This window comes from Gallibacterium salpingitidis (assembly GCF_030517105.1).
GTDB classification, from domain to species: domain Bacteria; phylum Pseudomonadota; class Gammaproteobacteria; order Enterobacterales; family Pasteurellaceae; genus Gallibacterium; species Gallibacterium salpingitidis.
On record NZ_CP103875.1, the window covers coordinates 814,641 to 829,483 of the forward strand.

Below are 14,843 nucleotides of genomic sequence, written 5' to 3' on the forward strand. Positions count from 1 at the left end.
TAACAATCACAAGGATATAAAATCATGTCAAAACAAATTCTTATACCTGATATCGGCGGTGATGAAGTTACTGTAACAGAAGTTATGGTCAAAGTTGGTGACACTGTTGAAGTAGATCAAAGTGTAATCAATGTAGAAGGTGATAAGGCTTCAATGGAAGTTCCAGCGCCAGAAGCAGGTGTAATTAAAGAACTTTTAGTAAAAGTTGGTGATAAAGTTTCTACTGGTACACCAATGTTCGTATTAGAAGAAGCAGGTGCAGCAGCACCTGCCTCAGCGCCAGCAGCGGCGCCAGCGGCTGCACCGGCACCACAAGCAGCGGCATCAGTTGTTGATGTTAATGTTCCTGATATTGGTGGCGATGAAGTGAATGTTACTGAGATTATGGTGAGTGTTGGTGATAGCGTTACTGCAGATCAATCTCTTATTACTGTTGAAGGTGATAAAGCTTCAATGGAAGTACCGGCACCATTCGCAGGTGTAGTAAAAGAAATTTTAGTAAAATCAGGTGATAAAGTTTCAACTGGTTCATTGATTATGCGTTTTGAAGTCGCAGGCGCAGCGCCAGCCGCTTCTGCTCCAGCAGTAGAAGCACCAGTAGCGGCACCTGCAGCAGCTGGTGGGGTACAAGATGTTAATGTACCTGATATCGGTGGTGATGAAGTGAATGTTACTGAAATTATGGTGAAAGTGGGGGATAGCGTAAGCGAAGAACAATCTCTTATCACTGTTGAAGGTGACAAAGCTTCAATGGAAGTTCCTGCACCATTTGCAGGTGTAGTAAAAGAAATTTTAGTGAAATCAGGTGATAAAGTTTCTACTGGTTCATTAATTATGCGTTTTGAAGTCGCAGGTGCAGCGCCAGCAGCGGCTCCAGCTCCAGCACCACAAGCAGCAGCTCCGGCAGCAACACCTGCTCCTGCAGCAGCGGCAGCACCAGCCGCATCAGCTGAAGATGTTACTGCAAGTGCAAGTTTTGCCCATGCAACACCAGTAGTACGTCGTTTAGCACGTGAATTTGGTGTGAACTTAGATAAAGTTAAAGGTACTGGTCGTAAAGGACGTATCTTAAAAGAAGACGTTCAAGCTTATGTGAAGAATGCGGTCAAGATCGCAGAATCTGGTGCAGCAGCGCCAGCAGCGGCAGCAGGTAATGCGGGCGCAGGTTTAGGCTTATTACCATGGCCGAAAGTTGATTTCAGTAAATTTGGTGAAACTGAAGAAGTTGAATTAGGTCGTATTAAGAAGATCTCTGGTGCGAACTTACATCGTAACTGGGTAATGATTCCTCATGTTACTCAATGGGATAAAGCAGATATCACTGAATTAGAAAAATTCAGAAAAGAACAAAATGTACTTGCTGAAAAACAAAAACTTGATGTTAAAATTACTCCGCTTGTCTTTATTATGAAAGCTGTTGCGAAAGCATTGGAAGCATATCCAAACTTCAATAGCTCAATTACTGAAGATGCACAGCGTTTAATCTTGAAGAAATACATCAACATTGGTGTGGCAGTAGATACACCAAATGGTTTAGTTGTACCTGTATTTAGAGATGTAAATAAGAAAGGGGTAATCGAGCTTTCTCGTGAACTTGCTGAAATTTCTAAGAAAGCACGTGCTGGTAAATTAACTGCATCTGATATGCAAGGTGGTTGTTTCACTATTTCAAGCTTAGGTGGTATTGGTGGTACTCACTTTACTCCGATTGTAAATGCGCCAGAAGTGGCAATTTTAGGGGTATCTAAGTCTGAAATGACACCAGTTTGGAATGGTAAAGAATTCACTCCACGTTTAATGTTGCCATTATCATTGTCTTACGATCACCGCGTGATTGATGGGGCAGATGGTGCACGCTTTATTACCTATATCAGTGGTGTGTTGTCGGATTTACGCCGCTTAGTCATGTAGTAATGGAAGCAAAAGCCTGAGGATTCAGGCTTTTGTTACAAATTAAATTTAAAATACCGAATCTAACGATAAGATGTTAGAAAAGGGAAAAACGAGGCTTAACATGAATAAAGAAATTAAGACACAAGTGGTCGTATTAGGTGCTGGTCCTGCAGGATACTCTGCTGCATTCCGTTGTGCGGACTTAGGTTTGGAAACTGTAATTATTGAACGTTTCTCAACCTTAGGTGGGGTTTGTTTAAATGTTGGTTGTATCCCGTCTAAAGCATTATTGCATGTAGCTAAAGTTATTGAAGAAGCAAAATCTTTAGCACAACACGGTATTGTTTTTGGCGAACCAAAAACAGACATTGAAAAAATTCGTGGTTGGAAAGAGAAAGTAATTAGCCAATTAACTGGCGGTTTAGCTGGTATGGCGAAAATGCGTAAAGTTCAAATTGTTAATGGTTATGGTAAATTTGCTAGCGCCAACAGCATTATTGTTGCTGGTGAAGATGGCGAAACCAAAATTACCTTTGATAATGCGATTATTGCGGCAGGTTCTCGTCCAATTCAATTACCATTTATTCCACATGATGATCCGCGTGTTTGGGATTCTACTGATGCGTTGAAACTTAAAGAAGTTCCAGAAAAATTATTAATTATGGGCGGTGGTATCATCGGTCTTGAAATGGGAACTGTTTATCATGCACTTGGTTCACAAATTGATGTTGTGGAAATGTTTGATCAAGTGATTCCAGCTGCTGATAAAGATGTTGTGAAGATCTTTACTAAACGTATTGAGAAGAAATTCAACTTATTATTAGAAACTAAAGTAACTGCTGTTGAAGCAAAAGAAGACGGTATTTATGTTTCTATGGAAGGTAAAGGTGCAAACGAAACTCGCCGTTATGATGCAGTGTTAGTGGCTATTGGTCGTACACCAAATGGTAAATTAATTGATGCACATGTTGCTGGTGTGGAAGTAGATGAACGCGGCTTTATCCGTACAGATAAACAAATGCGTACAAACGTTCCTCATATCTTTGCTATCGGTGATATCGTTGGTCAGCCAATGTTAGCTCACAAAGGTGTTCACGAAGGTCACGTTGCTGCTGAAGTTATCGCAGGACAAAAACACTACTTCGATCCGAAAGTAATTCCATCAATTGCTTATACTGAACCAGAAGTAGCTTGGGTTGGTAAAACTGAGAAAGAGTGTAAAGCAGAAGGTATTGCTTACGAAGTGGCAACTTTCCCATGGGCAGCATCAGGTCGTGCAATTGCATCTGACTGTTCAGATGGTATGACTAAACTTATCTTTGATAAGAATACTCATCGTGTGATTGGTGGTGCAATTGTTGGTACTAACGGTGGTGAATTGTTAGGTGAAATCGGCTTAGCGATTGAAATGGGCTGTGATGCTGAAGACTTAGCATTAACTATCCATGCTCACCCAACCTTACATGAATCAGTTGGTCTTGCTGCAGAAGTATTTGAAGGTACTGTAACTGACTTACCAAACGCAAAAGCGAAAAAGAAAAAATAATTTGTTAGCAAATTAGTTTTTTCGTAATACAATCTAAAAGTCTGCACTTTAGCGAAAGTTGGAGTGCAGATTTTTTACTTATTTCTCGCGAAAATGAAGTAGAGCTCTTGAGATTAACAAAAGCTCCCCCATATACCTCGAATTCCGTGCAATAGACAAGAGAAGAAGAATATGAATAAAGAATTATCAGATACAAAACAAATTCCTGTCTTACCATTACGAGATGTCGTTGTTTTCCCTCATATTGTGATGCCACTTTATGTTGGACGAGCAAAATCAATTCGTAGTCTCGATGAGGCAATGGAAAGTGGTAGAGATGTTTTACTTGTTACGCAAAAAGAAGCAAATCTAGAAGAACCAAGAGCAGAAGATATTTATCAAGTTGGTACCATTGCAACGATTTTACAATTATTGAAATTACCAGATGGTACAGTAAAAGTTTTAGTTGAAGGGAAAAGCAGAGCGAAGATAGAACATTTTGCAGATGATGAATACTTTTCTGCGTTAGTTACTGAAATTCCAGAAATTATTGACAACCAACAAGAGTTAAATGTTATCCAAAATACAGTGTTAACCGAATTAGACAAATTCTCAACCCAGCAACACAATAAAATGAAACCGGAAGTGTTGGCAGCGTTAAAAGATATTGATGCGCCAGAGAAATTGGCTGATACCTTAGCAGGTAATATGCCGTTAAGTATTGAGAAAAAACAAAGCTTATTGGAAGAAGCTGATGTGTTAAAACGTTTTGAAGCATTGATCGGGTTAATTCAAACTGAAATGGAAATTAACAGTATTGATAAGAAAATCCGTGATCGTGTGAAGAAACAAATGGAGAAAAATCAACGCGATTATTACCTCAATGAGCAAATTAAAGCAATTCAAAAAGAGCTTGGTGAAGTAGAAGGTGTTGAAAATGAAATTCAGCAATTAAAGAAAAAAATTGCCGATGCCAAAATGCCAAAAACCGTTGAAGAAAAAGCGGAAGCAGAATTACAAAAATTAAAAATGATGTCACCAATGTCAGCGGAAGCAACAGTTGTGCGTAGTTATATTGATTGGATGGTGCAAGTACCATGGCATAAGCGCACCAAAGTGAAAAAAGATTTAAAACAAGCGGAAGAAGTTTTAAATAATGATCATTATGGCCTAGAGCGTGTTAAAGAGCGCATTTTAGAGTATTTAGCCGTACAGACTCGTACCAATCAAATGCGTGGACCGATTTTGTGCCTTGTTGGACCTCCAGGGGTAGGTAAAACCTCATTAGGTCAATCTATTGCCCAAGCAACAGGTCGTAAATATGTGCGTATGGCATTAGGTGGGGTACGTGATGAAGCGGAAATTCGAGGTCACCGTCGTACTTATATCGGAGCATTACCGGGTAAACTTATTCAAAATATGGCAAAAGTAGGCGTAAAAAATCCGCTCTTCTTGTTAGATGAAATTGATAAATTAGGTGCGGATATGCGTGGTGACCCGGCATCTGCATTATTGGAAGTGTTAGATCCAGAACAAAATAATACTTTCAGCGATCACTATCTTGAAGTGGATTATGATCTTTCTGATGTGATGTTTGTAGCTACCTCAAATTCAATGAATATCCCTGGTCCATTACTTGACCGTATGGAAGTTATTCGCCTTTCTGGCTATACCGAAGATGAAAAGTTAAATATTGCTACTCGCCATTTATTGAAGAAACAAATTGAACGTAATGGTTTGAAAGAGAAAGAATTAGTTCTTAAAGAAGAAGCTATTCTGGACATTATTCGCTATTACACTCGTGAAGCTGGTGTGCGTAGTTTGGAACGTGAAATTTCTAAAATTTGTCGTAAAGCTGTGAAGAGTTTGTTGCTTGATAAGAGTTTGAAGCAGGTTGTTGTTGATAGCAGTAATCTACACGATTACCTAGGCGTTAGACGTTTTGAATATGGTAAAGCAGATAACCAAAATCGTATTGGTGAAGTGACTGGATTAGCTTGGACAGAAGTTGGTGGTGATTTATTAACGATTGAATCAGCTTCAGTATCAGGTAAAGGTAAACTTAACTACACTGGTTCACTTGGTGATGTAATGAAAGAGTCCATCCAAGCTGCAATGACAGTGGTACGTGCAAGAGCGGAACAATTAGGTATTAGTCCTGATTTCTACGAGAAACGTGATATTCATATTCACGTACCAGAAGGAGCAACACCAAAAGATGGTCCGAGTGCAGGGATTGCAATGTGTACCGCGTTAGTTTCTTGCTTAACAGGTAATCCGGTTCGAGCTGATGTAGCGATGACAGGCGAAATTACCTTACGTGGTAAAGTGTTACCAATTGGTGGCTTAAAAGAGAAATTATTAGCTGCGCATCGTGGTGGAATTAAACGTGTCTTGATTCCGAAAGATAATGTGAAAGATCTAGAGGAAATTCCAGAAAATGCGAAAGCAGCTTTGGATATTTGTCCGGTTGAAACGATTGATGAAGTGTTAGCTTTGGCGTTGGAAAAACCACCGGTGGGAATCGAGGTTATTAAGGATCTTGCCAAACCAAAGAAGCGTACCACTAAAAGTGTCACCTCAACGGTTAATTAAATGACAAAAAGCTGGTTGAAATAAAGCAACCAGCTTTTTAATAGGTGCAGTAGAAGCAACTTTTCTATATAATTTCGCACATTATTGTCTTTTATTCATATAAGGAAAATCTCACTATGATGGAGAAACTGCGCGGATACACAAATAGTGTTGTCTGGAAAGTATTAATGGGGGTAATTGCCGTTTCGTTTGTATTGAGTGGCGTTGCCGGCTATTTAATTTCACGTCAAAATACATCCGCAGCGACAGTGAATGGTGTTGAAATTTCTCAACAATTATTCCAACAACAATACCAAGCGCAATATCAACAATTAGCAATGCAAATGGGTGATAAATTTGCTGCTGTGGCAGATTCAGCAGAATTTATCAATGGTTTGCGTAAATCAGTATTGGAACGTTTAATTAATGAAGAGTTATTACGCCAATATATTGATGAGTTAAATTTAGGTGTTGGTGATGAAGCGGTAAAACAAGCGATTGTGATGAATCCAAATTTCCAAAAAGACGGCAAATTTGATAATGCGCTTTATCAACAATTATTAACGAGCAATAATTTAACTTCAGAGCAGTATGCAAATTTTGTGCGCCAAGATTTAGTTATGTCGCAATTAATGAATTCATTGTTAGGAACAGAGTTCTTAACTGCAGAACAACAGCAACAATTTGTGAAGTTATTTTTCCAAAAACGTACTATTCGTTTAGCCACTTTCCCAATTGCACCAATAGCAGAAAAACAAGTCATTTCAGATCAAGAAGTTGAAAATTATTACAATCAGCATAAAGCAGCTTTTGCGACACCTGAATTAGTAAAAGTGCAATATATTGATTTAAATAAAGATGATTTGGCGAAGAATCTACAAGTTAGTGATGTGGAAATTGCGCAATATTATCAAGACAATAAAGCGCAATTTATGGGGCAAGCTAGCCAACATCTTGAACATATTCAAGTCGCTACAGAAGCAGAAGCAAAAGATATTTATCAAAAATTACAACAAGGTGAAAACTTTGAACAATTAGCGAAAAAATATTCGATTGATAAATTAACTGCAGTGAATGGCGGTGATTTAAGCTGGGTAGTGCCAGGACAATTACCAAAAGCGTTTGAAACAGCAGCTGATGCGACAGCAGTAGGTGCTTATAGCCAACCAACAAAAGTAGATGGCAAATATCACATTATTAAAGTATTGGATCGTAAAGAAGCAAAAGTGTTACCACTAGAACAAGTGAAAAACAAAATTGCTGATTTAGTGCGTCAAGATTTAGCTACACGCCAATATTTTAGTGTTGAAAAAGTAGTGGCAGATAAAGGCTTTGAAGATCAAAGTGGTTTAGCAGCAGCGGCAAAAGAGGGTAATTTAACAGTTAAAGAAACCGATTACTTTGCACGTGATGATGTACCAGCTGCATTAAATTTCAGCAATGTAGTGAGTGAAATCTTTAGCCCTGATTTAGTGCAAGGTGGTATGAATTCATCAATGATTAGCGTTGGTGAAAATCATAGCGTAATGTTCAGAGTGATGGACTATAAAGCGGCAGGTACTAAATCTTTAGCAGAAGCAAAACCACAAATTGTAACCTTATTACAACGCCAAAAAGCGGAAAAAATCGAGTTAGAACGAGTAAAAGCCTTAGTTGCGAAGTTACAAGCTGGCGATACCTCAGCAGTAGAGTTTAAACAAGATTTAACAACGGTTTATGCAGAAAGCAAAAATCCAACTTTAGATAAGCAAATTTTTGCAATGCCAAAACCAGCGGATAATAAACCGACTTATCATGTTGGCGCAGAAGATAATGGCGATATCGTGGTCATTGCTTTAGATAAAGTGGAAGATGGACAACTTTCACCAGAGCAAGAGCAAGCGTTTGTTACTCAATTAATGCAAATTCGTCAAAATGATTTGCAATCTACTTTATTAAAAGCGTTAAGAGAAAAAGCAAAAGTAGAAGTGAATCAAGAGATGTTAGATCAATTACAAGATCAGTAATTGAGATAGTTAATATCAATATGAAAGCTCCGTAAATTGCGGAGCTTTTAATTATTTACCAAGTGTATCTTTTAATTAGCTTTTTGATTTGGGTAGATTTAAACCTACATACCCTTTAGTGTATTTGCACACAATCTAATAAAAAATATCCATAACTCTTAACATAATTATGAATTTAGACAATCTACTTACCATTGACCGAGAAAATATCTGGCACCCTTATACTTCTATCATTAATCCTCCAACCATCTATCCCGTTGAGCGAGCCGACGGCGTGATTATTACCTTAAAAGATGGACGTCAATTAATAGATGGTATGTCATCTTGGTGGGCTGCATTGCATGGTTATAACCATCCAGTATTAAATCAGGCAGCAGAGCAACAATTAAGTAAAATGAGCCATATTATGTTTGGCGGTTTTACTCACGAACCAGCGGTGCAATTAGCACAAACGCTATTAAATATTTTTCCACCAGAGCTAAATAAAATCTTTTTTGCTGATAGCGGTTCTGTCGCTGTTGAAGTGGCAATGAAAATGGCGATTCAATATCAACAAGCGAAAGGTGAAAGCCAACGCTACCAATTTGCCACAATTCGTTCTGGTTATCATGGTGATACTTGGCACGCAATGTCTGTTTGCGATCCTATTACTGGAATGCACTCATTATTTAGTAAAAGTTTACCTATTCAATATTTTTTACCACAACCGAGCGTGAAATTTGGTGAAGAGTGGAATGAAGCGTCGATTGCACCACTACAAGATCTGCTTGAAAAACATCATCAAAATTTAGCTGGATTGATTTTAGAACCAGTCGTACAAGGTGCAGGTGGTATGTATTTCTATTCCCCAATTTATTTACAAAAGGCGAAAGCTCTATGTGAGCAATATGGTGTGCTATTAATTTTTGATGAAATCGCTACAGGATTTGGGCGAACTGGAAAACTATTTGCTTATCAGCACGCCAATGTGATCCCAGATATTATCTGTTTAGGAAAAGCGCTTACAGGCGGTTATTTAACGTTATCAGCAACTATTACTAGTGAAAAAGTAGCAGAAATCATCTGCTCAGGTGAAGCGCAATGCTTTATGCATGGTCCAACTTTTATGGGTAACCCCTTAGCGTGTGCAATCGCCAATGCTTCAATCAAACTATTATTAGAAAGTGATTGGCAAGCGAAAGTGCAGCGTATTGAGCAGCAATTAAAACAAGGATTAGCTGTTGCCAAAGATTGGCATTGTGTGCAAGAAGTCAGAGTATTAGGAGCGATCGGTGTCATTGAAATGAAGCAGCCAGTTAATATGGCGACATTACAGCCTCGTTTTGTTGAACAAGGTGTCTGGTTGCGCCCATTTGGTAAGCTAGTTTATGTAATGCCACCGTTTATTATTAGCGATAAGGAACTAGATAAGCTAATTAAGGGAATGTTGCAAGCAATAAAACAAGAGTATCAACTTGGATCATAATTAGTTGTAGAAGCTCAGATTTAATCTGACTAGCACTATAATTTTAAATAGGGACTGTCAGATTGAGTTTGATCTTCTACAATTTATTTACTCCAGTCTATTACTCTTAAACCATTTACTTTGGCAAATTCTTTGACATTATTTGTCACAACGGTTAAGCCTAAACTTCTTGCATGCCCAGCAATCATCGCATCATATGGACCAATAGGCTGCCCAATTTTAGCCAATTCAGCTCTTATTTGACCACTATGATATGCGGCTCCCTCATCATAATCTAGAACAGTTAATCTTGAACAAAATGATTCAATAACTGATAAATTTTGCGCTACTTTTGCACTCTTTTCAGCACCATAAATAAGCTCCATTAAAGTAATGGAGCTTATACAAATCATTGCTTGATTTTCATTAAATATTGGTAACAAATGTTCAGGCTTATTTTTTATTATAAAAATGGCAATATTAGTATCTAACATATACTTTAACATTAGAATGACTCCCTTTCCTGCATTTGTGGTTGTTCTCTATCTAACATGAAATCATCAGATACTGTATTCCCATCATAAAACCAACTATCCCAAACATTATTTAATGGTGTGATAATACGAGTATTGCCTTGAATGATAATATTCACTTTTTTTGTGGTGTTTGGTAATTCTGCGATTTTAGGGATTCTAATCGCTTGACTTTTATTATTCATAAAAACTGTTGCAGTTACTATAGTCATAACCATCTCCTTTTTGTATATATTTTTTGTATATACTACAGATTTTTTGATATCTGTAAATCATTTCTTATTTTATATTGTTCACTTTAGGCTTTCTTGTGGCATAGCCTACTTTTAATTGGTGATCACAATATCATTTATCTGGTATAGGACTATGAGTGATAAGACAACTAATAGCTTCTAATTATTCGGTAATAAAGTGTAGAATAAAGCACAAACGTTTCTTTTTTATTGAGATTGAATTTTGCACTTATATTTTAAACATGAAATTCTCATTTTTGAGTGATTTTTCAGATTAAATCTGATCTTCTACAATTAAATAAAATCTTATGTACTCATCATTTAAAACAAAACTACAACAACTTTCCGAGATAGGACAAAAACGAGCGTTCCCAGAGATTAGCCATTCAGGAAAATGGATAGAACAGAATGAACAAAGATTGCTTAATCTTTCTTCTAATGACTATTTAGGCTTAGCGGCGGATAACCAATTATTGGCAGCGTTTTTATCACAGATCAAAGATAGCGAAATACCTTTAACCAGCTCATCTTCTCGGTTGCTGACAGGCAATTTTCCAATTTATGCAGAATTGGAACAACGCATTGCTAATGACTTTCAGCGTGAAGCCTGTTTGCTATTCAATAGCGGTTATCACGCTAATATTGGGATTTTGCCAGCGGTGGCAGATCGCAATACGCTGATTGTGGCGGATAAATTGGTTCACGCTAGCTTAATTGATGGTATTCGTTTAGCAGAGTGTAAATGGTTACGTTATCGCCATAACGATTATCAACATCTTGCCGATATTCTAGCGAAACAGGCGTCACGATATGAACGCATCATTATTGTGACCGAAAGTGTATTTAGTATGGATGGTGATATTGCTGATTTAGCCACACTAATCCAACTAAAACGGCAATATCAAAATGTATTGCTCTATGTTGATGAAGCTCACGCTGTTGGAGTATTTGGTAAAAATGGCTTAGGAATTGCTGAACAACAAAATTGTATTGCTGAAATTGATTTTTTAGTTGGGACTTTTGGTAAAGCCCTAGCTTCAATGGGAGCGTATGTTGTTTGCGATCAAGTGATTAAAGACTATCTGATTAATACGATGCGACCGCTGATTTTTTCCACTGCGTTACCGCCTTTCAATGTTGCTTGGACAAATTTTTTATGGCAGCAGTTACCACAATTACAATCGCAACGTGAACATTTAGCTCAATTAAGCCAAAGGTTACGCTATTTTATTCAGCAAGAGTTAGGGCAACCAATGCCGAGCAGCACCAATGTCGTGCCTTATATTATTGGCGATAATCAGCAAACAGTAATAATTGCCACTCAATTACAACAGAACGGTTTATATGCGTTACCAATTCGTCCGCCAACAGTACCAAAAGGAACGGCAAGGATTCGTTTTTCCTTAACCGCAGCAATCATTGATGAAGAATTGACCCAATTAATTGAGGTATTGCGAGTAGTACAGCAACAGAGAATGGAGAATCTGGAATGAAATTACAATATAACAAACAAGGATGTACAGATTTAATCGTTTATTTTGCGGGTTGGGGAACGCCGCCAAGCGTGGTGCAACATTTGGATAATGTTAATAAATATGATGTATTGATTTGCTATGATTACCAAGATCTTGCATTAGAGTTTGATTTTTCGCCTTACCAAAATATTTATCTAGTAGCTTGGTCAATGGGGGTTTGGGTGGCGGAACAAGTAATGCAAAATGTGCAACTCACAAAAGCTATAGCAATTAATGGTACAAGTTATCCACGTCACGATCAATTTGGTATTCCTGAAGCCATTTTTGATGGCACATTGACTGGACTCGATCAATCTAATCGCCATAAATTCGAGCGTCGTATGTGTCAAAGTAGGACGTTATTAGCGGAATATCAGTCATTAGCTGATTATCGTGAGTTTGATAATATTTATCAGGAATTATCCTATTTATCGCAATGTATTTGTGAAATACCACCGAAAAAAGAGTTTCATTGGGATATTGCGTGGATTGGATCGCAAGACAGAATTTTTCCCGTAGAAAATCAGCAAGCCTATTGGCAAACTCGTTGTCAGATTCAAATGATTGCAGCAGGGCATTATCTATTCCCATATTTACAAAATTGGCAAGATTTATGGCGTTAATCAATAAAAACCAAATAAAAAATCGCTTTGCGGCTGCACAAGCTAGTTATCCGCAAAATGCACTTGCTCAACAACAAATTAACCAGCACTTAATCCAACTATTAGCGAAAACTGAGCGTCGGCATTTTCAGCAGATATTGGAAATTGGTTGTGGTACAGGCGATTTCACCGCTCGTTTACTGGATTATGCAACGGTGGAACGCTTTTATTTAAACGATCTCTATCAAAGTGAATCGATTACAGATTTGTTAAGAAAACAAGCACACTGGCAATTTATTGAGGGAGATATTGAACAGTTACCTTTAAGCGAAAAGTTTGACTTGATTGCTTCGGCTTCGACAGTGCAATGGTTAGAAGACAAACCGCAATTCTTACAACGTTGTGCCACCCAACTTAAAGCATATGGAACTTTATTATTCAATAGTTTTGCTCCAGACAATTTATCTGAGATTAGAGAACTAACGGGGATTGGTTTAGTGTATCCGCAAGTTGAACAATGGCAACAGTGGTTAAAGTCTTCTTTTACGATTCAACATCTGTCGGTTGAAACCATTCAACTGAGTTTTCCTTCACCTCTAGCGGTTTTGCAACATTTACGTAATACCGGCGTTACTGCTACACAAAAACAGTTCTGGACAAAACAGAAATTACAACGCTTTGTTGCAGAGTACCAAGATCGTTTTAGTAATAAAAACGGACAGGTAAGTTTGACTTACTGTCCGTTGTATGTGGTGGCTGTTAAATGACTTATTTTATCAACGAATGTAATTGTTGATTTAGCCATATAATAGATTCAGTAAGCTCAAAGCCAAAAGTGTCATTAGCACTTGTGCCAGGTGTTGCAGGAATATTTGCGATAAATGGAACATTGTTATTAGGTTTTGCAAACCATCTTGCGATATTTTTCGGGAAGTTTGCATAAAAGCAGAGCAATGGTTTATTCAACGCACAGGCAAGATGAACCGAACCACTATCAACTGCAATCACTAAATCACTTGATTGTATAAGTTCCAAGTATTGGTTAAGAGGCATACTTGGCATTAATTTAATTGAAAGCGGTTGAATCTCTGCCGCAGTTAATATTTTCATATATTCGTCAGCACAATCTGCAGAAACGTTGACCAAAATATCGAGATGATTAATCAAAGTTTTATCAAGATTTTTTAGTAGATTGGCAATTTCATTTGCAGGAACAATACGTTTACTGCCTTGTGGGGCAATTAATATTCTTATTTTATCTTTCGCCCATAAAGATGCCACCTGTGAAGTCTGCTTTATTGGCAAAGATAATTCACATTTTCCTTCAGGGATAGAGAAATAATTTTTAAAAATTGAATGACTAATAAAGTCGATAGTGTGGCAATTTTCTAATTCAGTAGTTTGAATATCAAAATTGTGAATTTCTTGCGTATTTAAAACGGGTTTATATTTCTTATCAAAAATAATCGTAAATTTAGGGGATAAGATCTTATCTAGGATAACAGTTGAGGTATTAAAGGCGTCAGGCATATCTAATAAAATATCCCAACGTTTTCTTTGCTTGATAAAAGATAAGAATTTCTTCTCTACTAATTCATTAATTTCAGGATTTAATGCATAGATTGTGCGACTATTTTTGGTAACAATCATACCAAGACGAGCATTTGGATAGATCGTTCTTAACTGTGTTATATAAGCGTTATTAACAACAGAGTCACCTAAAGCATAACCAGTTGGGCGAATTAAAATGGAATTTACCTGATAAAAATCGAAATTTTTTGCCTTTTGTTTATATGCGAAAGGCAGAATAAATAGTTTTTGGGGCTGAAGTAGATTAGCGTTAAATCTGACACCATTTCCGCAGGATTTTGAGCTGTTGAGATGGTGTCCCATAATTGAAACGAAACTCACATTCTTTCAAAAAAAGAGGGAAAGATTTTCGATCAATTCCATTATACTTTCTTAGCACACGCTTTGCTTGATTCCAAAAATTCTCTATCCCATTAATGTGATTTCGCCGCTCAGCAAAATGAGTACTGTGGTTAATTCTATAATGCGTAAACTCACTAACATCTAGCACATCATAGCTATGATAACAATCTGTATAAACAATGCTATCTGGTTGTATTTTCTTTTTAATAACAGTAAGTAAGGTATCAGTCTTAGTGTTTTGTACAGTTACTGTGTAAACTTTTCCATGGCGTTTAAGCATGCCAAACACCACCATTTTACCAGCTGCACCCCGACCTCTTTTCCCTTTTCGCACACCACCAAAATAGCTTTCATCTAACTCTACTTCGCCATCGAAAAGTTCATGTGCTTGTAGTGCTAAATGATGGCTGATAACGAGACGAATTTTTCGATAAAACAAGATGGCAGTATTGGCTTGAATGCCAAGCAAATCTGCTGCTGATCGTGCTGTTACTTCTAATACAAAAAATTCAAGCAGTTTTCTTTGTATAGATTTCTTTAGTTTACAATTGGTTATCTTCATTTTTGTAGCTTAGCATAAGTGCTAA

Annotated in this window: 12 protein-coding genes; 8 read left to right on the forward strand and 4 right to left on the reverse strand. The window is 37.4% G+C overall.

The features are described from left to right. Positions 1 to 24: 24 nt before the first annotated feature. The 5 genes from aceF to bioA all read left to right on the forward strand — a co-directional run bounded on the left by aceF (position 25) and on the right by bioA (position 9,463). Positions 25 to 1,911: a pyruvate dehydrogenase complex dihydrolipoyllysine-residue acetyltransferase gene (gene aceF / locus NYR30_RS03830; protein ID WP_302501954.1), complete on the forward strand. Its 1,887-nt coding sequence runs from the start codon at positions 25 to 27 to the stop codon at positions 1,909 to 1,911. Between the two features lie 103 nt (positions 1,912 to 2,014). Next, entirely contained in the window at positions 2,015 to 3,439 is a 1,425-nt protein-coding gene (lpdA, locus tag NYR30_RS03835; RefSeq protein WP_066106205.1) for a dihydrolipoyl dehydrogenase, read from the forward strand. 171 nt (positions 3,440 to 3,610) lie between these two features. Continuing rightward, positions 3,611 to 6,013: an endopeptidase La gene (gene lon / locus NYR30_RS03840; protein WP_302501957.1), complete on the forward strand. Its 2,403-nt coding sequence runs from the start codon at positions 3,611 to 3,613 to the stop codon at positions 6,011 to 6,013. A gap of 116 nt (positions 6,014 to 6,129) precedes the next feature. Next, positions 6,130 to 7,998, forward strand: coding sequence for a peptidylprolyl isomerase (gene ppiD, locus NYR30_RS03845; protein ID WP_302501958.1), 1,869 nt, complete (start codon positions 6,130 to 6,132; stop codon positions 7,996 to 7,998). A 169-nt stretch (positions 7,999 to 8,167) separates the two neighbouring features. Beyond that, the gene (gene bioA, locus NYR30_RS03850; protein WP_066111990.1) at positions 8,168 to 9,463 is read left to right on the forward strand and encodes an adenosylmethionine--8-amino-7-oxononanoate transaminase; all 1,296 of its coding nucleotides are present in this window, start codon (positions 8,168 to 8,170) and stop codon (positions 9,461 to 9,463) included. Positions 9,464 to 9,546: 83 nt separating this feature from the next. On the opposite strand, the gene vapC is transcribed toward bioA, so the two are convergent. After that, positions 9,547 to 9,948: a type II toxin-antitoxin system tRNA(fMet)-specific endonuclease VapC gene (vapC, locus tag NYR30_RS03855; RefSeq protein WP_066111988.1), complete on the reverse strand. Its 402-nt coding sequence runs from the start codon at positions 9,946 to 9,948 to the stop codon at positions 9,547 to 9,549. Continuing rightward, positions 9,948 to 10,187, reverse strand: coding sequence for a type II toxin-antitoxin system VapB family antitoxin (gene vapB, locus NYR30_RS03860; protein WP_066106219.1), 240 nt, complete (start codon positions 10,185 to 10,187; stop codon positions 9,948 to 9,950). Before vapB ends, vapC begins: the two co-directional genes overlap by 1 nt. A gap of 329 nt (positions 10,188 to 10,516) precedes the next feature. Between vapB and bioF the strand changes: the two genes are divergently transcribed. From bioF to bioC, 3 genes are read left to right on the forward strand one after another with little or no spacing between them, the layout of a single operon-like run. Next, positions 10,517 to 11,701: an 8-amino-7-oxononanoate synthase gene (gene bioF / locus NYR30_RS03865; protein ID WP_066106222.1), complete on the forward strand. Its 1,185-nt coding sequence runs from the start codon at positions 10,517 to 10,519 to the stop codon at positions 11,699 to 11,701. Beyond that, the gene (locus NYR30_RS03870; RefSeq protein ID WP_066106225.1) at positions 11,698 to 12,345 is read left to right on the forward strand and encodes a DUF452 family protein; all 648 of its coding nucleotides are present in this window, start codon (positions 11,698 to 11,700) and stop codon (positions 12,343 to 12,345) included. Before bioF ends, NYR30_RS03870 begins: the two co-directional genes overlap by 4 nt. After that, the gene (gene bioC / locus NYR30_RS03875) at positions 12,336 to 13,091 is read left to right on the forward strand and encodes a malonyl-ACP O-methyltransferase BioC (protein ID WP_066106228.1); all 756 of its coding nucleotides are present in this window, start codon (positions 12,336 to 12,338) and stop codon (positions 13,089 to 13,091) included. Before NYR30_RS03870 ends, bioC begins: the two co-directional genes overlap by 10 nt. A 1-nt stretch (position 13,092) precedes the next feature. Here bioC and NYR30_RS03880 read toward each other — a convergent pair whose 3' ends face one another. Both NYR30_RS03880 and NYR30_RS03885 read right to left on the reverse strand, forming a co-directional pair. Further along, positions 13,093 to 14,235: a glycosyltransferase family 9 protein gene (locus NYR30_RS03880; RefSeq protein ID WP_302501962.1), complete on the reverse strand. Its 1,143-nt coding sequence runs from the start codon at positions 14,233 to 14,235 to the stop codon at positions 13,093 to 13,095. After that, positions 14,165 to 14,818 (reverse strand): IS1595 family transposase, encoded by a 654-nt coding sequence (locus tag NYR30_RS03885; RefSeq protein WP_115241497.1) that lies wholly within the window; start codon positions 14,816 to 14,818, stop codon positions 14,165 to 14,167. Before NYR30_RS03885 ends, NYR30_RS03880 begins: the two co-directional genes overlap by 71 nt. Positions 14,819 to 14,843: the final 25 nt, after the last annotated feature.